The following is a 22511-nucleotide window of genomic DNA, read 5'->3' on the forward strand; positions in this document are numbered from 1 at the left end:
CAGCATCGCCGGCGGTTTTAACACCATCTACTTTATTACTGCGCTGCAGGCTCTGCAGGAGTCGCTGGAGCTGCTTCACTTACTTCTTGAGCCGCTTTCATCGACAACTTCAAACGACCACGGTCATCAGTTTCCAGTACTTTTACTTTAACGATCTGGCCTTCTTTCAGGTAATCAGCAACGGCGTTAACACGTTCGTTGGCAATTTGGCTGATGTGTAGCAGACCATCTTTACCTGGCAAGACTTGCACAATCGCGCCGAAGTCCAATAACTTCAAGACCGTACCTTCGTAGATTTTGCCAACTTCAACAGAAGCGGTTAGCTCTTCGATACGGCGTTTAGCTTCTTGACCAGCTGCTGCATCGACAGAAGCGATGGTAACAACACCTTCATCGCTGATGTCGATTTGTGTACCGGTTTCTTCAGTCAACGCACGAATCACCGCGCCGCCTTTACCGATAACGTCACGGATTTTTTCTGGATTGATCTTGATTGTGATCAAGCGTGGTGCGAAATCAGACAATTCAGATTTGCTGCCGCTAGGAACAGCTTTTTCCATTTCGCCGAGGATATGGATACGGCCTTCTTTAGCTTGCGCCAAAGCGACTTGCATGATTTCTTTAGTGATACCTTGGATTTTGATGTCCATTTGCAGCGCGGTAATGCCGTTGGCAGTACCAGCAACTTTAAAGTCCATATCGCCCAAATGATCTTCATCGCCCAAGATGTCGGTCAACACGGCAAACTTGCCGCCGTCTTTGATCAGACCCATCGCAATACCAGCAACATGCGCCTGCATCGGCACACCCGCGTCCAACAATGCCAGGCAGCCACCGCAGACAGATGCCATTGAAGAAGAACCGTTAGATTCAGTGATTTCCGATACCAGACGTACTGAATAGCTGAAATCTTCTGGCTTAGGCAATGCTGCTTCTAAAGCGCGCTTGGCCAAACGACCATGACCGATTTCACGACGCTTAGGCGTACCAACGCGGCCAGTTTCACCAGTGGCAAACGGAGGCATGTTGTAATGCAGCATGAAGCGATCTGAGTACTCGCCCATCAATGCATCGATTTTTTGCTCGTCACGAGCAGTACCCAACGTGGCGATAACCAATGCTTGCGTTTCGCCGCGCGTGAACAATGCTGAACCGTGCGTGCGTGGCAGTACGCCAGTGCGAATCGAGATCGGACGTACAGTGCGAGTATCGCGACCGTCAATACGTGGCTCGCCATCCAAAATTTGTGAACGAACGATTTTCGCTTCCAGATCAAACAAGATGTTACCAACTTCAGTACCATCCGGTGCCGCAGCGCCATGGGCAGTTGCTTCTGCGGCCAGATCTGCATTCACTTCTGCACTTGCAGCTTTGAGTTTGGCAGTGCGGGCTTGCTTGTCTTTAGTCTGATAAGCATCGCGGAATTTTGCTTCGCCGAAATGCGCAACACGCGCGATCAGTGCTTCATTCTTCGGTGCCGGGCTCCATTCGATTTCTGGTTTGCCACCATCACGCACCAATTCGTGGATCGCGTCGATAACCGTTTTCATTTGCTCATGACCGTAAACTACGGCGCCTAGCATCACTTCTTCTGACAATTGCTGCGCTTCAGATTCAACCATCAACACAGCAGCTTCCGTACCGGCAACAACCAAATCAAGTGACGAAGTTTGCAATTGTGTCGTGGTTGGGTTCAATACATATTGACCGTCGATATAACCAACGCGTGCGGCACCAACAGGACCAGCGAATGGCACACCAGAAACAGCCAATGCTGCAGAAGCACCAATCATCGCAGCGATATCCGGATCGATTTCAGGATTAACCGACAGAACATGAACAACAACCTGCACTTCGTTCATGTAACCTTCAGGGAACAATGGACGAATCGGACGATCGATCAAACGTGATGTGAGTGTTTCTTTTTCCGAAGGACGACCTTCGCGCTTGAAAAAACCACCTGGGATACGACCAGCTGCATAAGTTTTTTCAAGGTAATCAACAGTCAAAGGGAAAAAATCTTGACCTGGCTTGGCATCTTTACGTGCCACAACAGTTGCCAATACAACGGTATCTTCAATCGATACCATAACAGCGCCGGATGCCTGACGAGCGATTTCGCCAGTTTCCAATGTGACTTGATGTTGGCCGTACTGGAAGGTCTTAGTAACTTTATTGAACATGATGTTTCCTTTCTATTTTGCCGGCAGATTTTCAGGTGCTGTCGTCCACCTCATTACAAAAGCATTTACTACTAACTTACAACGTTTATTCACTGCAGTTTCTTAATGCCCAAAGCAAAAATGCCCGCATCAGTAACTGATACAGGCATTTCTTCTATCGTTCGACTATGAAGGTCGTGACGGATTGTCTGAACAAAATAGGCGACGACAAGAATATTATTTACGCAAGCCGAGTTTTTCGATCAGTGCGCGATAACGATTCAGATCTTTACCTTTCAGGTAAGACAACAAGCTCTTACGACGGTTAACCATCATGATCAAACCACGACGTGAGTGGTGATCTTTAGCGTGAGCTTTGAAGTGACCGTTCAGGTCGTTGATACGTGCTGTCAACAAAGCGACTTGCACTTCCGGCGAACCAGTATCGTTTTGAGCGCGCGCATTGTCTGTGACAATAGCGGCTTTTGCTGTTTTTTCGAGAGTCATGACTTTACCTTTTCACAAGCGATGAATAGAGTAGTTTATTGATACCCCAAACACCGTGAACTACTATTAAATAAAACTGGCCGAATGACCAGACGCGCAGTATATAGCAAAAATCCTGCTAACTCAATGACTTAGCTAATTCCACACATTTCGCTTATTTGGCTATCATGGTGAACTACAACTAAGACTTTATAGAAGATCTCACGATGAAACGCTCTATCTTAAGCATTGCAATATTAACAATCGCTCTTGGCGGCTGCGCCTCACTGATGGCTCCCCCTGTGCACCCTGGCGAATCTGAAGCCCAAGTCATCGACCGCTTGGGACTCCCAACTGCCACATACCAAAAAGGCAATCAACGCATACTGGAATACAACCGCGGCCCTTTCGGTCAGGAAACTTATATGGCGTTTATTGCGCCAGATGGCAATCTTATGTCTTATGAGCAAGTGTTGACCACAAATACATTTGCCAAAATCAAAGTCGGCGAATTCAATAAAGATGATGTATTACGCACTATCGGCCATCCGACTGACACCATCACTTATAGCCGCGTCAACCTGGAGGGGTGGAATTACAGCTATAAGGAAAACGGCGTCTGGAATTCACAAATGACGGTGTATTTCGACCCTCAGGGCATCGTTCGCAAATTAGAAAATGGCCCAGACCCACGGTTTGATCATGAACGTTTTGGCCGTTTTTAATCGGCGCTTTCATCATAAGGTCGCAAACCGTCATCCGACAAATGCAACACGCGACCGCAACGTCGTGCCAAATGAATATCATGCGTCACAATCACAAACGCGGTTCCCAGCGTTTGTGATAATTCCAGCATCAAGTCAAATGTCATTTGCGCGGTCGCCCTATCCAGATTACCGGTCGGTTCATCTGCCAACACGCATGCCGGCTGGGTGACCAAAGCGCGTGCCAGCGCCACCCGCTGACGCTCACCGCCAGACAACTCGCCTGGCACGTGAATTACGCGCTTAGCCAATCCCACTCTCGACAAAATTGCATGAGCTTGTTCTTGCGCATCGCTACGCTTCATACGACGTATCATCAGCGGCATCGCAACGTTATCCAACGCCGAAAATTCTGGCAGCAGATGATGAAACTGGTAGACAAATCCCAATGCGACATTACGCAAATCACCCCGCGCTTTTTCGCCTAAGCTTGTGAAATCTTTATCGAGCAAACTCACCTTGCCAGTGGTTGGCGTATCCAAACCGCCTAACAAATGCAGCAAAGTCGATTTACCAGAGCCGGAAGCACCGACGATGGCCACTTGCTCGCCCTTCACTACATCCAGATCAATTCCTTGCAAAACCTTGACCGAGTAACTGCCTTGCGTAAATGTTTTGCCCAAATTGCGGCTAGATAAGATAATTTCATTCATACTTTTATTGTTAGCTGGCGTGTTATTGGGCAAGTTACTCATAACGCAATGCCTCCGCAGGCTTGACTCGCGCAGCCCACCAACTCGGATAGAGTGTCGCAAGGAAAGCCAAAATCACCGCAACAACGCCGATAGTCCAGACATCGGACCAATGTAAATCGGACGGCAATTCACTAATCACATACACACTCTTAGGCAAAAACTGCACGTGCAGCAGATGTTCAATGGCTGGCACAATGGTCTCAATATTGAGTGCAATCAGCACCCCAAATCCCACGCCAAGCGCGGTGCCTACCAATCCTACCAGCGCACCCTGTATCAGAAATATCTTCATGATCGAGGCGGGCGACGCACCTAAAGTACGCAAAATCGCAATATCCGCCTGCTTTTCCGTCACTGTCATCACCAAGGTCGACACCAGATTAAATGCCGCGACCGCGATGATCAACGTCAAAATAATGAACATCATCCGCTTTTCCGTCTTGACGGCGGCAAACCAGTTGGCGTTTTGCTGCGACCAATCGCGCAGATATAAATTTGGTGGCATTGTTTGCGCCAGTTGCTGTGCAATTTCCGGCGCCTGCAACATATCTTTGAGTTTCAAACGCAAGCCAGATGGCGCGTTTAAGCGGAATAGTTTTTCTGCATCTTCAATCTGAATAAACGCCAATGACGAATCATATTCAAAATGTCCGGCCTCAAAAATCCCCGTCACGGTAAATTGTCGGGTCCGCGGTATCACACCTGCTGGCGTCACTTGACCATTCGGCACCAACATCGTTACACGATCACCGATTCCGACACGCAAACCACGCGCCAATTCGCTACCCAGAACGATATTGAATTCGCCAGGCTTCAAATCATTAAAATTACCTTGTTTAACCTGCTTGGCGACATCGGACACAGCCGGTTCTTCCGATGGCAAGACGCCACGCACTGAGATACCGCGCGCATCACCGCCATCCATGAGCACCGCCTGCCCTTCGACATACGGTGCCGCGCCAATCACTTCTTTATTTTTAAAAGCCTGCCTGGCAACCTCTTCCCAATCCTGCATTTCGCCTGAAGCATCAAACACTTCAATGTGCGCCACGACCGATAACATCCTGTCACGGACTTCTTTCTGGAAGCCATTCATCACCGACAACACCACAATCAGCGCCGCCACGCCTAACGCGATACCGGCCATGGAAATCAACGAAATAAAGGAAATGAAGCTATTGCGGCCGCTGCGTTTACCAGCGCGGGTATAACGAATACCAACCAGCCACTCAAAGGGTAGTTTTTTTAAAATGCTCAATGCATCGCTCCTAAAATCAGCCCGCAGTTTGCCATAAATTGTGAAAATTAAACCAATTGATGCATTTGATTACATGCTTGCTAATGAGTTCGATATCTTTTTTGCATTTTTTCGCATGGAAAATCGCGCATAACTTCAAACGCACAATGGCATTGCTCAATAGCTTTCATTGCGCATACGTTACAATCTCATCATTCAGCAAATTGCAATCACTCTTCATTCATTTCTTATGCGCCAATATCTCGACTTCATGCGCCATGTTCATCAGCATGGCGCGATCAAAACTGATCGCACTGGCACCGGCACTCGCTCGGTGTTCGGCTATCAAATGCGTTTTAATCTGCAAGATGGCTTTCCGCTCCTCACCACCAAAAAACTTCATATCAAATCGATCATTCACGAGTTGATATGGTTTCTGGCTGGCTCTACCAACATCGCTTACCTGAAAGAAAATGGCGTTAAAATTTGGGATGAATGGGCCGATGCGAAGGGTAATCTGGGGCCGATTTACGGTTATCAATGGCGTTCATGGCCGGCGCCAAATGGTCAACATATTGATCAGATCGCTCAAGTAATCGAACAAATCAAAAGCACACCTGATTCACGTCGCCTGATTGTCTCTGCGTGGAATGTTGCCGATATTCCGCAAATGAAGCTACCGCCGTGCCATGCTTTTTTTCAGTTCTATGTCGCCGATGGCAAGTTGTCATGCCAGCTATATCAGCGCAGTGCCGATATTTTCCTCGGCGTACCTTTCAATATTGCGTCGTATGCACTACTGACGCATATGGTGGCGCAACAATGTGATCTTGAAGTGGGTGATTTTGTGTGGACCGGTGGTGATTGCCATCTATATGCCAATCATAGCGAGCAGGTCGAAGAGCAACTGTTACGTCAGCCAGAAGCACTGCCCAAGTTGGTGATCAAGCGTAAGCCGGCATCTATTTTCGACTATCAGTTCGACGATTTCGAGATCACTGATTATCAACCGCAAGCGCACATCAAAGCGCCGGTGGCTGTTTAATACACCAGACAGGGTTAGTTTTGACAAGCGCAACAAGCTACGAAAACATCCACAATATTCGCGATCTGGGTGGCATGGCGACGCAAGATGGTCGAAAAATTGCGGCTGGCCGGCTGATCCGCAGCGCCAACCCTGGCCTTGCTAGCGTAGCCGATGTGACGCGGTTAAGACGGTATCAATTTGATGCCGTAATAGACTTCCGTTCCAATAGCGAAAAGCAAAGTTCAGAACAGCCATTTGGCGAAGTATTCAACTGGATAGCCGACCCGATTCAGGTTGGAAATTTATCGCAAGACACGGTATTACCTATGTTAAAAACTGGCTCTGTTGATCACAGCCACAGTTTTATGATGGATGTCTATCGCGATTTCCCGGTGCATTATCAAACACAATACCAACGCTTTTTACGGCGTGCAGAACAAAATCAAAACATGATGTACCACTGCACCGCTGGCAAAGATCGCACCGGTTTTGCCAGCCTCTTGTTATTGTCCGCACTTGGCGTTGATCACGCCACTATCGTCGCTGACTATCTTGAATCCAATCGATCTAATACCGCCAATAACAGGCAGGTGTTGGCCCAAGTTGAGAAATACGGCTTGCCGCCTGCGGTGATGGCGCCACTGCTACTGGTTGAGGCAGCTTATCTGGATGCCGCAATAGAAGTCATCAACAAAACGTACGGTGGCATGAAGGAATATCTTGAGCGCGTATTAGGGATTAATACGGCATTGATACGCGCAAATTATTTATGTTGATCAGCGTTAGTAAGTAAGTCCGTACAAATACTTATACGGGCTTACTTAGTCAATTCAACCGCTGTGGGCTGACCATCTGGAAGCGCAACATTTTTCTGACCAATCTGGCCCGAAGTTACCTTATCAGCGTTTGCCACGTCGTCCTGCCAACCGCCACCCAACGCCTTGTACAACGACACGGTTGCTTGCAAACGCTGCAGCTTGAGTTTGCCTAGATCATTTTGCACATCTGATAACGTGCGCTGCGTATCCAACACCGTCATCAAATCTTCCGCGCCAACTTTATAACGAATTTCGGAGAGGTTAAACGCCTGACTAGCCTGCTCCATTTCACTGGTTTTCAATTCACGCTGTTCATCCAGACTACGAATTTGGCCCAGCGCAGTATCGACTTCAGACAATGCTCCCAATACCGTCGATCGGTAAGTCTGAACCAGCTCTTCTTTTTGCGCGATCGCTAAATCGCGCTGACTTTTCAGACGTCCGCCATCAAAAATTGGCGCTACTAAGTTGGTACCTAGATTGGCCAACAGATTCGGCCCATTAAATAAGGACAGCAAGGCATTACTTTGCCCACCTGTGGAGCCAGTCAGGCTAATACTTGGAAATAATGAAGCTCGCGCCACAGCGACATTGGCATTGGCAGCAGCCAATTCTGCTTCAGCATGGCGAATATCCGGGCGACGCGACAACAACTCAGACGGCAAACCCGGCGTCACTTCCGGCAAGGAGATAGTATCCAGTCCTTGCGCCGCAATTTTGAAGGTTTGCGGTGGACGCCCCAACAAGATCGCCAATGCCGATTGCGCTTCACGTTGCTGCTGCATCAGATCGGGAATCGCCGCCTTTTGCCCTGCGACAGCAGAACGCTGACGTGCCAAATCCAGGGTAGATGCGGCACCAGCTTTGTACTGCGCTTGCACCAAGGTCAATACGCGCTCGGCATTGCTGACATTTTTACGTGCGATAGCTAACCTGTCATGCAGTGACAACACTTGCAAATAAGTTGAGACTATCCCGCTGGTGACGGTTAATGCAACGGTTTGGCGATCATACTGATTCGCTTTTAATTCAGCTTGAGCCGCCGCTAAACTGGCTTTGTTTTTACCCCAAAAATCAATTTCGTAATTAATCTGTAGCAAACCACTGGTCGATGTATTCGCGCTGCCATTACCCAACGGCAGATCACGATTTGCTCCGGCGGAGAAATCAACGCTTGGCAACAAAGGTACGCCGGCAATCCGCGCCTGCGCTTCTGCTTGTTTCAAGCGCGATAACGCAGCGGCAATTTCAAGGTTACTTTTCTGTCCCTGATCCACTAGCTGCGTTAATTCATGGCTGCCAAAACGCTTCCACCAATCACTGTCTGGCCATTCTTCTTGACGTGATTGCGCACTTAGACTCCACGCTGATGGCAGATCGACTTGTGGTGGCGGCTCAGACAAGGGAATTTTGCTGGCGCAGCCAGCCAAGGCCACGCCGATCATCAGTAGTGTTGTGAACTTAAGTTGCTTCATTGAGTTACTTCATTGATGCGTGGTCAAAGTTTGTAAAGCCTGTGCCCCAGACGTGGGGACAGAAGCAGATGCGGCGGCCGCTGCACCCGGCGGTTTCTGTTTCAGTAACGTGGTCGGAACAGGGCCTACCAATACTTGCTCGCCAGCCGCTAATCCTGACAGCACTTGCACATGCTGTTGATTGCGCAAACCTATCTGCAACTTGCGCGGACTCACTTGCTGTCCCTGCTCTACGACGTTGACGCTGTACAAACCATCTGCGCCCGGCTTACCTAATAATTTAGTCGGTAGCAATACCGCTTCTGGCACGTCCGCAACGATAAATTGCACTTGTGTGCTCATGCCGCTCATCAGTTGCTGATCCGGATTATCGACTTCAAACAACACGTTATAAAAAGTCTGTTTACCTTGTTCGCCAGTGCCTTCCGCAGGCACAGGGATTACCTGACGCAATTTTCCCGACCAGTGCTTGCCGGGATAACCCGGCGTCGTAAATGTCGCCGGCATACCTTTACGTAAGCGCGTGACATCTACTTCCGCAACCCGCGCCTGCACCGTCATTTTCGATAAATCAGCAATTCGCATCAACGGTGTCGTTTGCTGTGCTGCATTGACCATTTGCCCGGGACGCGCATTGAGTGTCACCACCGTGCCAGAAATAGGCGCCAGCACTTGCGTGTGCTGATTGTTTTCTTCATCCTGTTTCATGCTCGCTTCAAGCTGGTGGATCTGTGCATTGATTGCTTCCACTCGCGCACTAGCCGAAGACAAACTCATGCGGCTCGACTCATACGATTCTTCGCGCGTAGCGTTCTGCGCTTTCAACTGTGTTTGCCGCTGGAACTGCAATTGGGCAAAATCCATTTGCGCCTTTTGATCAGCCAATTCTGCTTGCATACGTGCCATCTGCGCACGATTGCTTTCTACCTTGGCAGGTTGCTGTGTCGGCGTAATATCAACCACCATCTTGCCCACTTTGACGTCATCACCAACCCCGACCAGCACATCTTTGATCTGCCCGGAAAGCTGCGCGTTGACATCGGCATATTTATATAATTGCAATTTTCCGGCAGCTTCTACGGTTTGTTCGATGTCGCCGGTCTTGATCATTAGCGTGTCCAACTTGACTGGCGGCGCTGGTGTTGGCGGAGTTGTCGCTGGCGTTAACAGTGGTAGCGGCTTCGCCGCCGATGGTGGTTGCAATACCTGCGACAAAACCACACCAGCACTTAAAATAGTGACTAGCGAAAGCGCAAAAACCAAACCGCGACGTTTTACAATACGGCTAGGTTTATCGACAATACCGGTAGGAAATCCAGAGGGCAAAGCGGTTTCAGTTTCAATCTTAGGAGTTGTCATTGGTACCACATTGAGGGAATAAGTAGAATGCAGAACGTATTTTAGACGAATTAAGATTGCTCTCCCTTGCTTGCTTAAGGAAAGAGCAATGTAAACACTTAAAAACTGCGTTGTGGCAATGGTGGGGGGCTCCACTGATATAACCAGGTTTCACTGAGAGCTTGCCCATCGGCCACCAGATAAACGCGCAGGTCTATCGGAGCGACACTATCGTCGGTCGGCTTGATATCAAACATGACACGATAACCATGGATCGCCTCCAACGGACGCGCTGACGTAATCTCGACCTTGCCTCGCGTAGCGCTAATCATCGGTACCACCTTGACATCTTTACCTAAGGTTTGCATATTATCACCGGCAAAATCAATCACGAAACGCCAGGAGTAATAAGTCCGTTTCACGCCAATCACTCCGCCCATGCCGGTGCGCGTCGCCACGACAATTGCCAACGGTGGCGTGAATGGCATTTTGTTGCCCCAATACAGACGATAACCAAATAAAAGCTCTTCTCCGGCTTGCGGTTTTTCGGCGGGGTTCCAAAAGGCGACGATATTATCAAAAGTTTCATCGACAGTAGGAATTTCCACTAAATCAACCGCACCCTTGCCCCAACCCGATTTCGGCTCAACCCACAAACTAGGACGACGTTCATAAAACACACCATCATCCTGATAATGATCAAAATTACGATCGCGCTGTAGCAAGCCAAAGCCGCGCGGATTTTCATCTTGATAGGCGTTAAATCGCAGATGTTCGGGATTGGTCAATGGCCGCCATACCCATTCACCGTTTCCACGCCACAGTGCCAGGCCGTCAGAATCATGAATCTCTGGCCGCCAATCGTTACTGACTGCTGGCCGCCTATCATTTTCTGCGTACTGAAACATGCTCGTCAACGGCGCAATCCCGATTCGCTCTATCGCTTTGCGCGGATACAGTGCGACATCCACGTCCATCACTAAAGTTGCGCCAGGTTGTATTTCAAAGCGATAAGCACCAGTGATACTTGGTGAGTCGAGCAATGCGTAGACCACCAGTTTGTCTGAATTTTTGTGCGGGCGTTCTAACCAAAAACTGGTGAAATTCGGAAATTCTTCCGGCCTGTCCATGCCACAGTCAATTGCCAAACCACGCGCAGACAAACCATACTGCCAATCGGTACCAACAGCCCGGAAATAACTCGCTCCCAAAAACGCGATGACATCACGCTCAAGATCAGTATGAAAATTGACGCGAAAGCCAGCGAATCCGAGATCTTTCGGCATTTTGTCGCCATGCACACCGCTTTTGCCATAATCGAACATACCGTGGTCATACGCCAATGCTTGCGCAACACCATCCTTAACTTCAAAAACAGACACCGGTGTTTTATAGAACAAGCCCAGGTGAAAAAATTTCACCTGAAAATCCAATTGATCTTGCGCCCACAACGCGTGATCGGCGCGATATTGCAAAGCTTGATATTGATCCCAGTTGAGATGCTTGACTTCATCAGGGACGTGACTGGCCGGCACTTGATACGACTGCCCAGCCATGTGTCTGGCCTGACCTTTCAACCATGCATAATCAAACGCCTGCTTGGCACCAAAAAATTGTAATGGGCTCGCAGACGATGCTGCGGCAAACAATGATGACGCCGGAAAGCCGGCAGCTGCAAGCGCCGCCGACGCTTTTAAAAAATCACGTCGTTGCATGAATATTCCTTGTTCAAAATTTAGACGATGCACTCGGAGTCCGACTGTCCAATGCTCTAATTAAATCAAATTGAATTCGTTCAATTCGTCGTTCCCGCGAACGCGGGCATCCATGTTGAGATCGTAACTTGGATCCCCGCGTTCGCGAGGATGACGGATTCCTTGATTCTGGCGTTGTACGAACCAACTTCCCATCTCTGGCTATCTTGATGCAGTTTTCAACCAGCCATCATGTGCTCGCGATGAACTCCACACTGCTAAATGCAATGACGATAATGCCAACGGGTCATCTAACAATGTATTTTTCTGCCGTGCTGACAATCCATCCGGTCCTTGCCTCAAAGCCATATCGACCAATGCTCTCCGTGCTTGCAAGCTGGCAACCGGAATATGAGGACGCGCCGTCACTGCAGCACACGCCAATGCATTAATAATCGGATCGACAACAGCATCCACAAATCCCGCCAACGGCTTGCCAGCATCGTTGTACACAGTAGTCGCGGCTAATTCCGGCGGCAGATCGACTTCCTCTGGAATGACAAATAATTTTGCATGACGAAAACTGCGCCCCAACGAAACCCGACTGGAAAATACGGATAACGGAATCGACAATATCAATGAACCGACGATCGGCAATAACCACCACAGATAAGAAGGATCCAGCCAATAGACACCAGCGCCCCATACCAACCCCAACAAGGTATGCCCGCCATGACGGCGGCATGCTTCGCCCCAACTGGTTTCGCTATCTTCGCGCGGTGGCGATTTCCAGCTAATCGCCCAACCCAGAAAAGCGGCCACCACGAAACGCGTATGAAACAGCATCCTCACCGGGGCCAGCAACATGGAAAATAACAACTCCAATATCATGCTGATTGTCAGTCGGAATGCGCCGCCAAATTCACGTGCACCTTTGATACAAATCAGAACCACACTCAGTATCTTAGGCAAAAATAACAAGGTCGCCGTAGCAGTAAACAACGCCAGCGCTTTTTCCGGATGCCATTCCGGCCACACTGGAAATAACTGTCCGGGGGTCGTGAAATATTCTGGCTCCACCAAGGTATGCATCGCCAGCAATCCCGTCGACAACACCAGGAACGCAAACCACAACGGTGCAGATATATAGGCCATTACACCTGTCACAAATACCGCTCTGTGGACACCATGCATACCGCGCGCCAGGAACAAGCGGAAGTTCATCAAATTCCCCTGGCACCAGCGACGATCGCGTTTAAGTTCATCCAACAGATTCGGTGGCATTTCTTCAAAGCTGCCAGCCAGATCATAAGCAATCCAGACACCCCAGCCCGCGCGCCGCATCAACGCTGCTTCGACGAAATCGTGCGACAAAATTTCGCCCGTCAGCGCCCCCTCGCCAGGCAATGGCGCCAAGGCGCAATGCTCGATGAAAGGTGCGACACGAATAATCGCGTTGTGTCCCCAATAGTGCGACTCGCTCAACTGCCAGTAATGCAGACCGGCGGTAAACAATGGACCATACACTCGCGTTGAAAATTGCTGTATGCGCGCATATAAAGTATCGCGTCCCGCGGCACGTGGCGCAGTCTGAATAATACCGGCGTCTGGATTGGCTTCCATCAAACGTACCAGCGTCGTCAGGCAAGTACCGCTCATCACGCTATCGGCATCGAGTACGATCATGTAGTCGTAATTAGCGCCCCAGCGACGGCAAAAATCGTCGATATTGCCGCTCTTGCGTTTAACACGGCGACGACGATGACGATAAAAAATCCGCCCGAAAGCGCCTAGCGTCTGACAAATATCAACCCACGCATCAAGTTCCGCAGTACAAATGTCAGCGTCGCCACTATCACTCAACACAAAGAAATCGAACCTGCCCAACTCTCCTGTGTTCGCGACCGATTCATAGGTCGCCCGCAAACCGGCAAAAACACGCGTCACATCTTCATTACAGATCGGCATGACAATCGCGGTTCTGGCATGCGCCGGAATCGGTCCGGGAGCAGCTTCTTCGCGTGAAATAACGTAACGATCGGTACCGCGCAGCAGCACCAAAAAACCCATCATCGCAGTCCAGAATCCAGCCGAAACCCAGCAAAACAAAACCGCGAAAAAAGCCAGAGTCAACATTTCTACCGGCTTGGTCCCGTGATACGGCAAAACCGTGCTCATGAAATACGTTGCCAACACGGTTTGCAACAGCATCAAAGAGAGCAATACGAAGCGACGTAAATGCCCTTTCGGATGCCTGGTTTTGCTGGCCTTGGCTTGCGCTGCAGCCTGTTCTGCTTCGCGCCTTGCGTCAGCGTTGGGTCGCTGATCAAATTTGTGTGTCGCATTTTCAACCCAGCGCACCAGCGGATTCAGGGTTCCCCATGCGTGCGCCACCATAGACGTACGATGCAAAGGAGGCGCAACCGCTATCCGGGTACGACCAGTGACATCGGTGATAATTTCCGGCGCTGCATTCGGGATCGTCGACGACTCCGTTGGCAATCCATAAGCCAGGTGCAAGCGTGCAGCTACCGAAGCATAGGCGGGATTCGCCATATCAACATTTGCCTCGCTACCCGCCAATGCAAGATGCACATCAAGCACCGCTTGCGGGCGCACTAATGTTTCCGATGGTCGGGGTTGGAACTGCTCCAGCCGCGCAATATAACGTTCGACAAGAGACGACTGAAGCTGCGACGGATCGACGACTTCCTCTACTGATGCGGACATCTCATCAGGGATCAATTCGGTGGAAGTATGTAGCTCCATGTTTCCGACAAGGTTGTGCCGTGATCACGCAAAAATCCACGCAATTCGACTGGTTTATTTTCTTCATTACGGCGCACTTTCACTTCCATGCGCCAGCCACCCGCAGCATCATTTTTCACCATGTTGACGCTCAAAAGTTTGCCGTTATCATCGACGCTGACAACCGCTTCCGGCGCTACGCTTGCGGGGAGTTTTTTCAATGAAGGGCCATCAAAATCCACCATTAAAGTAATGGCGACATTGCTGCTCTCGACTTTGCGCTGCGTAGTATTGGAGGCATTGTTATTGCCACGCCGGGTCTGCGTCACCCACGCCAAAGGCGGGCGCGGCTCGGCATTTTTTTGCCACGACAAGGAATACTCAACGTTCATCGCCTGACCGACTTTAGGCATAACATTCGGAACCCAATAGGCAACGATGTTATCGTTGGTTTCATCCGGAGTGGGAATTTGTACCAGCTCAACGCGACCAGCACCCCAGTTGCCTTTTGGCTGCACCCAGACACTAGGCCTATCTTCATAGTGCGCTTGCAAATCCTGATAATCTTTAAAGTCACGATCACGCTGCATCAAACCAAATCCAACCGGATTATTGAGTGCATATGAAGTCACCAGCAATCGTTTGGGATTCACCAAAGGTCGCCAGATCCATTCGCCATTTTTAGACGCCACCAGCAAGCCATCGGAATCGTGGACTTCTGGTCGATAATCCTCCACCTGCGAGCGCTGATTTTCACCGAAGAAAAACATGCTCGTTAATGGCGCAATACCTAATTTGCTGACACTTTCCCGAAGATACAGCTGCGCTTTTACATCCATCACAGTCTCTACACCCGGTTTGACGATAAAGCGATATGCCCCAGTCACACGACGTGAATTGAGCAATGCATACACCGTCAATTGTTTGTCCGTCGCTTTTGGCTTCTCGACCCAGAATTCAACAAATTGCGGAAATTCTTCGCCAGAGTTCAAGCCAGTATCAATCGCTAATCCGCGTGCAGACAGGCCATATTGCTGATCCTTACCAAGTGCCCGGAAATAACTGGCACCGAGAAACGACACTACCTCATCCTTGTAGCGAGCAGTATTAATTGGGTAATTCAAACGAAACCCGGCAAAGCCGAGTGCGCGTAACTGACGCACATCAAGTTTGTTATCCCCATAATTAAAATCACTGGGATCAAAGCGCATTGCTTTTACAGCAGAACCATTGATTTCATTGATCTTTACCTGCTGATCAAATAAATATCCTTCGTGATAGAAACCTATATCAAACGGCAATTTCGGTTTAGCCCACGGCGATTTTTCTGCTCGAAATTGAATACCTTCGTACTGATCACCATTCAAACTCGCCAAATCCTTAGGCAGATTGCTCGCCGGTTTAACATAGTCCTTTGCTGCCAACGTTTTCGCACGCAACGCAACATCATCAAAATCAAAAGCCGATGCACTCTTAACCGCACACGTACCAAACAAGACAACTGCCAAGAGCATTGCAATTGGCACCGCTAAACGTCTATGTGCGCGACGATGATGAGCACCGCGCTGAATCATTTTTCCTAACATTGAATTCCTATCCGACACAACGGTGGGCAATTGAGATTCCGAAATTCGTCTCATTTTCAGGCTAAGTAATCCTGCATAACTGTTTAGACCAGACTTCCCGACGCAGACAGTACCGTAGTACCGCAAGGCGGAAGCGACGACGCATAAACGGTTAGGCGACATTACTGAAGGCCGCATTGTTACAGTTTTTCACTACTTTTTCGAACAAAGAAACACTTTTTTACCTATCTAATTGCTAATTATTATCAAAAACAAAATTATTATTAATGCTATTCGTGCAACAAATTGATCTGATTTTATGTCCGGGGGAATTGCCGATAATGCATTGATTCCGGGTATGCCTTTACGGAAATTCTAATGGTGTAAAATTGTCGGTTTTTCGCCGTTTCTTTATTCCACTTTTCATTCCTCATCCTATGCCAGCTCATCTCACGATCATCGTTGCTACTGATGCCAATAACGGCATAGGGATAGCAAATACCCTGCCATGGCATTTACCAGAGGATCTGGCGCATTTCAAACGCACCACATCGGGGCATGCCATTATCATGGGGCGGAAAACCTTCGAATCCATAGGTCGGCCTTTGCCCAATCGTCGCAATATCGTGATCACCCGCAATTCGGACTGGGAACATCAAGGTGTCGAGGCGGTGACATCCATCCCGGCAGCGTTGGCATTACTGAATGACACCACGAATGAAGAAGCGTTCATCATTGGCGGCGCGGAAATTTACGCGGCTTCATTAACATTATGTAATCGCCTGATCGTCACCGAAATCAACAAAACCTTCGACTGCGACGCCTTTTTCCCGGTGCGTCCGGCAAGTGACAAACAACAATGGCAGGAAGTTAGCCGCACTTCACATCACTCAGAAGAGCAAGATTTTGACTATGCTTTTGTCGTTTATGAAAGATCAACAACGTAAGAATGCAGTCAGCACTTTTATTTATTCGTGTTTTAGATTATCTTCGCCCCTTTTGTCGCATATCTGCGAAAATCCGGCTATTCGTAAGTCAGGTCAACCTATCATTTTGAAAATGACCGCATCATCCCCACGTACGTGAGGATGACTGCAATAGTTTTTAAATTGATTGTTTGATATTACTTAATTGTTTGCTAGTTTTTTTAACAAATAAGCGAACATCGTCCGATCCTTACCCGATCAAAACGCTGCTCCTGTTATCCACTCCCGTCTCTTGGAGACCTCAATGAAATTTCGCTTCCCCATCGTCATCATTGATGAAGATTTCCTTTCTGAAAACACTTCTGGCCTCGGCATACGCGCACTCGCGGATGCGATGGAAAAGGAAGGTATGGAAGTACTGGGCGTCACCAGTTATGGCGATCTGTCGCAGTTTGCACAACAACAATCACGCGCCTCAGCATTTATCTTGTCGATCGACGATGAAGAATTCGGCGCCGGTTCATTTGAAGAAACCGACAACGCGCTCAAATCGTTGCGCGCATTTGTCGAAGAAATTCGCTATAAAAATGCGGACATCCCGATTTATCTGTACGGTGAAACCCGCACTTCACGCCATATCCCCAACGATATCCTGCGCGAATTGCACGGCTTCATTCATATGTTTGAAGACACACCGGAATTCGTCGCCCGTCACATCATCCGTGAAGCAAAATCGTATCTGAATGGCTTATCGCCACCGTTTTTCCGCGCCTTGGTGCAATACGCCAATGACGGTTCGTACTCATGGCATTGCCCAGGACATTCAGGTGGTGTGGCGTTCCTGAAATCCCCTATCGGTCAGATGTTCCACCAGTTTTTTGGTGAAAACATGCTGCGCGCCGACGTCTGTAATGCAGTGGAAGAACTCGGGCAACTACTAGATCACACTGGTCCGATTGCTGAATCAGAAGTCAATGCAGCGCGCATCTACAATGCCGATCATTGTTACTTCGTCACCAACGGAACATCGACTTCCAATAAGATGGTTTGGCACTCCACCGTTGCACCTGGCGACATCGTGGTAGTGGATCGCAATTGCCATAAGTCGATTCTGCACTCCATCATCATGACTGGCGCGATTCCGGTGTTCCTGATGCCGACTCGCAATCATCTCGGCATCATTGGCCCGATTCCTTTGGAAGAATTCACGCTCGAAAGTATTCAGAAAAAAATCGAGGCCAATCCGTTCGCACGCGAAGCGCTCAACAAAAAACCGCGGATTCTGACCATTACGCAATCGACTTACGATGGCGTGCTGTACAACGTGGAAACACTGAAAAAAATGCTCGATGGCGAAATCGAGACGCTGCATTTTGACGAAGCATGGTTACCGCACGCGACCTTCCATGACTTTTACAAAGACATGCACGCCATCGGCAAAGATCGCCCACGCGCCAAAAAATCGATGATTTTTTCGACACAATCGACGCATAAACTGCTCGCCGGTTTGTCACAAGCATCGCAAGTGCTGGTACGCGAATCAGAGACCGTCAAACTGGATCGGGATGCGTTTAATGAAGCGTATCTGATGCACACGTCAACTTCGCCCCAATATTCCATCATCGCCTCGTGCGATGTGGCTGCGGCCATGATGGAGGCGCCGGGTGGTACTGCATTGGTAGAAGAAAGCATTGTAGAAGCGCTCGATTTCCGTCGCGCCATGCGCAAGATCGACGAAGAGTGGGGACAAGACTGGTGGTTTCAAGTGTGGGGACCAGACACCTTTGCCGATGACGGTATTGGTACACGTGAAGACTGGGTCATTAAAGCAGAAGACGACTGGCATGGTTTCGGCAATCTGGCGCCGAACTTCAACATGCTCGACCCGATCAAAGCCACCATCGTCACGCCCGGATTATCACTGAACGGTCAGTTCGGCGACAGCGGCATTCCCGCCTCTATCGTCACCAAATATCTGGCGGAACACGGTGTTATTGTCGAAAAATGCGGACTGTATTCGTTCTTCATCATGTTCACCATCGGCATTACCAAAGGCCGCTGGAATACCTTGCTGACAGCTTTGCAGCAATTCAAAGATGACTATGACAAAAACCAACCGATCTGGCGCATCCTGCCCGAATTCGCGAAAGCAAATAACGGCAAGAATTCACGCTATGAACGTCTGGGCTTACGTGATCTGTGTCAGCAAATTCATGAAACGTACAAGGCTTACGACATCGCCCGCTTGACTACAGAAATGTATTTGTCCAGCATGCAACCAGCGATGAAACCATCAGATGCGTTCGCCAAAATGGCGCATCGCGAAATTGATCGGGTACCTATCGACGAATTGGAAGGCCGCGTCACATCGATATTGTTGACACCGTATCCACCGGGTATTCCTTTGTTGATTCCGGGCGAACGCTTCAATAAAACCATCGTGGACTATCTGAAATTCGCGCGTGATTTCAATGAGAAATTCCCGGGTTTTGAAACTGACGTCCATGGTTTAGTGAAACGTGAAGTCGATGGCAAGCGCGATTATTTCGTGGATTGTGTGCGCCAGTAATCCATGTAAAACGTGGAAATGCCTGGCCATTTCTTAATCAAGTTCACTGCTAAACGTCCTCATCCCAGCCCTTCTCCCGCTTGCGCGAGAAGGGCTTAACCATTCAAGAGAGAGAACTATGCCTACCATCCCGATTTGCCCACAATGTGCCATGGAAAACACGTATCCGGACGGCGCTAACTATGTGTGCGCTGACTGCGGTCATGAATGGCCTATGGTCGCTGCGGCGTCGGCCGAGGATAGCGATGCAGTCGTCAAAGACGCCAATGGCAATGTGTTAGCCGACGGCGATGCCGTGGTGCTGATCAAGGATCTGAAAGTGAAAGGATCGTCCATTACCTTGAAAATGGGAACCAAGATCAAGAGTATCCGTCTGGTCGGTGGCGATCATGAAGTCGATTGCAAAATAGATAGCGGCAGTTTTATGCTTAAAGCCTGCTATTTGCGAAAGGCATAAATTAAGACCAGCGCAAATCGTAGGATGGGAAGCGCAGCGATAACCATCCTGCTTTTCTGTGTTTTTCTATCGCCTTCTTCGTCATCCTTAAACGTAGCGCATCCCTACCAAACCAATCATCGCGCCAGCAAATAACAACCACAGCGGATGTATGCGGGTTTTCCAGGCGACCAGCGCGGTAAACGCCGTAATCGCACCCAGCAACCAATTCGTATCAGAAGCATGTGCAATCAGCGCGGCGGACGCAGCCACCAAACCGCCCGTCACCGGTAGCAAGCCGATCTGAATATGACGTCGCCAAGGTCGATCTTTGAAGCGCTCCCACGCATGCAGGGCCAACACCGTCAACACCGACGACGGCCCGAACTTGGCAATTGACGTTACCAGCATTCCCATCCACCCGGCGACATGCCAGCCTACCAGCGTGACCACCATCAGGTTCGGCCCCGGCGCAGCCTGACTCAGCGCAAACAATGCGCTGAATTCTTCTGCCGTCATCCAATGATGAACCTCCACGACCTGACGCTGCATCTCCGGCAAGATCGTATTTCCACCACCGAATGCCAGCACTGACAATTCGGCAAAAATAAGCGCCAGAGCAATCAACGTCTGCGTCATTTTTTACCCCGCGAATTCACGAAGATAGTCACGAGGACGCTAACCGGTGTCATCACCAGCATCACCCATATCAATGGATAACGCAGCCATGCGATCGCTACAAAACAAACGGTAGCAAGCAAGGCCAGCGATACATGTTTTCGTAACGGTAAGGCAATCTTAATCGCCATAGAGACCAGCAATCCGGCCGCTGCTGCAGCCAGACCAGCGAACAAATGTTTGATTTGTGGATCATTCTGAAAATGCTCGTAAAGCACTCCCAGCATGATGACCACTAAAGACGGTACGGCGATCAGCCCCATGATGGCGGCGAATGCCCCTTTGACACCGCGAAAACGCATGCCGATCGCAACCGACAAATTGATGATATTACCGCCAGGCAGAAACTGACATAGACCAAGCAATTCGACAAACTCGGCCTCACTCAGCCAGCGTCGCTTGTCCACCACCATGCGGTGTGCCAGTGGCAATGCGCCACCAAAAGCCGTCATGCCGAGGCCGAAAAACCCCATGAACAACTGTTTCGAGGTGGGGATCACGGCCTCTTCTATTTGTATATCGACAGCGCTGTCACTCATTTCGTCATTCCCGCTTGCTATCTACTGCCTTCAACTACTTCCCGGTACTTTGCGCGTATGAAGCGATTAGTTTGTTAATTCGAGGCATCATAATTTGCTGGCTTATTTGCATCGACTCACTCGTCAACTGCGGCATGATGGTCAACATCTTGGCGCCAACACCTGTTTTGTAAAACGCGGTGATTTGATCAATTTCGTCTGCACTGAAATGACGCGCATATAAAGGAATCATCGCTTGCGCCATTTCATCATACATTGCCGGATCGTTGAATAACGCGTTCAATTTGTCTGTCACCTCAGGAATGGTTTTTTCCGCCTTAGCCAGCTCCGCCTGCTTTTGCGTCAGCGTTAACTTGGCATTTCCATTGATCTGCTCAATCGACATCTTACGCATCGTTTCCGGCATAGTCTTGATCGCCTGGCTGAAGGTGTTAGCCATCAGTTGCTTAAACTTCATCACCTCCAACAAATTCCTTACTGCTTGTGCCGTGGCCGGGTCGATTGGTGCGGCCGCTGAAGTGACGCTTGTTGTTGCAGGCGTTTGCGCGAAGCCTGGGACACTTAGGATCAAGGCGAAGGTAGTGACAATACTTATTGCTATTTTTTTCATTGATATCTCATTAAAATTTTTATGGAGAATACAAATTGCATGTCGCGTCAGTACTGCCTTAAGGTGTACGCGATAGACCCTAAGCGCTAAAACACTTTAAGCCTTGGGCAAAGTCACGCCATGCTGCCCTTGATACTTGCCGCCACGATCTTTGTACGAAGTTTCACAAATTTCATCGCTTTCGAAGAACAACACTTGCGCACAACCTTCACCCGCATAAATCTTGGCTGGCAACGGTGTCGTATTAGAAAACTCCAACGTCACGTAACCTTCCCACTCAGGCTCAAACGGCGTCACGTTAACGATAATGCCGCAGCGGGCATACGTGGATTTGCCAAGGCAGATGGTCAACACGCTGCGTGGAATACGGAAATATTCCATGGTGCGTGCCAATGCAAACGAATTCGGTGGAATGATACAAACGTCACCTTTGAAATCAACAAACGATTTTTCGTCGAAATTTTTAGGGTCGACGATGGTTGAGTTGATATTGGTGAAAATCTTGAATTCATCAGCGCAACGGATATCGTAACCATACGACGAAGTGCCATAAGAAACGATTTTATGACCATTCTCTTCACGCACTTGATTCGGTGAAAATGGTTCGATCATGCCGGTTTCTTGCGCCATCCGGCGTATCCACTTATCGGATTTAATAGTCATAATGTTTACTTCTTTCTATAAAACAGATTGTTGTCATTTTACGCGAATCGGGTGTAAGCAGGACTCCGCTATCATCCCGAC

At 49.2% G+C, this 22511-nt stretch carries 19 protein-coding genes; 6 read left to right on the forward strand and 13 right to left on the reverse strand.

Annotation, left to right across the window (positions count from 1 at the left end):
- Nucleotides 1-35: 35 nt before the first annotated feature.
- Together pnp and rpsO are read right to left on the reverse strand one after the other, a co-directional pair.
- Nucleotides 36-2183 (reverse strand): polyribonucleotide nucleotidyltransferase, encoded by a 2148-nt coding sequence (gene pnp / locus GEV47_RS13910; protein ID WP_153235352.1) that lies wholly within the window; start codon nucleotides 2181-2183, stop codon nucleotides 36-38.
- Between the two features lie 216 nt (nucleotides 2184-2399).
- Nucleotides 2400-2669 carry a 30S ribosomal protein S15 gene (gene rpsO / locus GEV47_RS13915; protein WP_153235353.1) on the reverse strand — a complete coding sequence of 90 codons (270 nt, stop codon included), beginning with the start codon at nucleotides 2667-2669 and terminating at the stop codon, nucleotides 2400-2402.
- A gap of 206 nt (nucleotides 2670-2875) precedes the next feature.
- On the opposite strand from rpsO, the gene bamE reads away from it, so the two are divergent.
- Nucleotides 2876-3373: an outer membrane protein assembly factor BamE domain-containing protein gene (gene bamE / locus GEV47_RS13920; RefSeq protein WP_153235354.1), complete on the forward strand. Its 498-nt coding sequence runs from the start codon at nucleotides 2876-2878 to the stop codon at nucleotides 3371-3373.
- On the opposite strand, the gene lolD is transcribed toward bamE, so the two are convergent.
- A complete protein-coding gene (lolD, locus tag GEV47_RS13925) occupies nucleotides 3370-4065 on the reverse strand; it encodes a lipoprotein-releasing ABC transporter ATP-binding protein LolD (RefSeq protein WP_153235661.1) in 696 nt (231 codons plus the stop codon). The genes bamE and lolD overlap by 4 nt on opposite strands.
- Nucleotides 4066-4099: 34 nt before the next feature.
- Nucleotides 4100-5365 carry a lipoprotein-releasing ABC transporter permease subunit gene (locus GEV47_RS13930; RefSeq protein WP_153235355.1) on the reverse strand — a complete coding sequence of 422 codons (1266 nt, stop codon included), beginning with the start codon at nucleotides 5363-5365 and terminating at the stop codon, nucleotides 4100-4102.
- Nucleotides 5366-5594: 229 nt separating this feature from the next.
- Here GEV47_RS13930 and GEV47_RS13935 point away from each other — a divergent pair, with 229 nt between their 5' ends.
- A complete protein-coding gene (locus tag GEV47_RS13935) occupies nucleotides 5595-6389 on the forward strand; it encodes a thymidylate synthase (RefSeq protein ID WP_153235356.1) in 795 nt (264 codons plus the stop codon).
- Nucleotides 6390-6409: 20 nt separating this feature from the next.
- On the forward strand, nucleotides 6410-7147 hold the full coding sequence (locus GEV47_RS13940; protein WP_228124709.1) for a tyrosine-protein phosphatase: 738 nt from the start codon (nucleotides 6410-6412) through the stop codon (nucleotides 7145-7147).
- A gap of 41 nt (nucleotides 7148-7188) precedes the next feature.
- On the opposite strand, the gene GEV47_RS13945 is transcribed toward GEV47_RS13940, so the two are convergent.
- The 5 genes from GEV47_RS13945 to GEV47_RS13965 form a co-directional block, all read right to left on the reverse strand.
- Entirely contained in the window at nucleotides 7189-8664 is a 1476-nt protein-coding gene (locus GEV47_RS13945) for an efflux transporter outer membrane subunit (protein ID WP_153235357.1), read from the reverse strand.
- A 9-nt stretch (nucleotides 8665-8673) separates the two neighbouring features.
- Nucleotides 8674-10023, reverse strand: coding sequence for an efflux RND transporter periplasmic adaptor subunit (locus GEV47_RS13950; RefSeq protein WP_153235358.1), 1350 nt, complete (start codon nucleotides 10021-10023; stop codon nucleotides 8674-8676).
- Nucleotides 10024-10121: 98 nt separating this feature from the next.
- On the reverse strand, nucleotides 10122-11717 hold the full coding sequence (locus GEV47_RS13955) for a glucan biosynthesis protein (protein WP_153235359.1): 1596 nt from the start codon (nucleotides 11715-11717) through the stop codon (nucleotides 10122-10124).
- A gap of 201 nt (nucleotides 11718-11918) precedes the next feature.
- Nucleotides 11919-14426, reverse strand: coding sequence for a glucans biosynthesis glucosyltransferase MdoH (gene mdoH, locus GEV47_RS13960; protein WP_407646259.1), 2508 nt, complete (start codon nucleotides 14424-14426; stop codon nucleotides 11919-11921).
- Between the two features lie 11 nt (nucleotides 14427-14437).
- Entirely contained in the window at nucleotides 14438-16030 is a 1593-nt protein-coding gene (locus GEV47_RS13965) for a glucan biosynthesis protein G (protein WP_153235361.1), read from the reverse strand.
- Between the two features lie 416 nt (nucleotides 16031-16446).
- Here GEV47_RS13965 and GEV47_RS13970 point away from each other — a divergent pair, with 416 nt between their 5' ends.
- The 3 genes from GEV47_RS13970 (at nucleotide 16447) to GEV47_RS13980 (ending at nucleotide 19961) form a co-directional block, all read left to right on the forward strand.
- Nucleotides 16447-16956 (forward strand): dihydrofolate reductase, encoded by a 510-nt coding sequence (locus GEV47_RS13970; RefSeq protein ID WP_153235663.1) that lies wholly within the window; start codon nucleotides 16447-16449, stop codon nucleotides 16954-16956.
- Between the two features lie 283 nt (nucleotides 16957-17239).
- Complete coding sequence (locus tag GEV47_RS13975) at nucleotides 17240-19504, forward strand: arginine/lysine/ornithine decarboxylase (RefSeq protein WP_153235362.1); 2265 nt, start codon at nucleotides 17240-17242, stop codon at nucleotides 19502-19504.
- Nucleotides 19505-19622: 118 nt separating this feature from the next.
- Complete coding sequence (locus GEV47_RS13980) at nucleotides 19623-19961, forward strand: zinc ribbon domain-containing protein YjdM (protein WP_153235363.1); 339 nt, start codon at nucleotides 19623-19625, stop codon at nucleotides 19959-19961.
- An 87-nt stretch (nucleotides 19962-20048) separates the two neighbouring features.
- On the opposite strand, the gene GEV47_RS13985 is transcribed toward GEV47_RS13980, so the two are convergent.
- The 4 genes from GEV47_RS13985 to dcd form a co-directional block, all read right to left on the reverse strand.
- Nucleotides 20049-20579 carry a chromate transporter gene (locus tag GEV47_RS13985; protein WP_153235364.1) on the reverse strand — a complete coding sequence of 177 codons (531 nt, stop codon included), beginning with the start codon at nucleotides 20577-20579 and terminating at the stop codon, nucleotides 20049-20051.
- Complete coding sequence (locus tag GEV47_RS13990) at nucleotides 20576-21157, reverse strand: chromate transporter (protein ID WP_153235365.1); 582 nt, start codon at nucleotides 21155-21157, stop codon at nucleotides 20576-20578. The genes GEV47_RS13985 and GEV47_RS13990 overlap by 4 nt, the downstream gene beginning before the upstream one ends.
- Nucleotides 21158-21191: 34 nt before the next feature.
- Nucleotides 21192-21767, reverse strand: a complete 576-nt coding sequence (locus tag GEV47_RS13995; RefSeq protein ID WP_153235366.1) for a DUF2059 domain-containing protein — start codon at nucleotides 21765-21767, stop codon at nucleotides 21192-21194.
- Between the two features lie 96 nt (nucleotides 21768-21863).
- A complete protein-coding gene (gene dcd / locus GEV47_RS14000; protein ID WP_153235367.1) occupies nucleotides 21864-22430 on the reverse strand; it encodes a dCTP deaminase in 567 nt (188 codons plus the stop codon).
- Between the last annotated feature and the right edge of the window lie 81 nt (nucleotides 22431-22511).

It is taken from the genome of Glaciimonas soli, from assembly GCF_009497155.1.
Classification (GTDB): Bacteria; Pseudomonadota; Gammaproteobacteria; order Burkholderiales; family Burkholderiaceae_D; genus Glaciimonas; species Glaciimonas soli.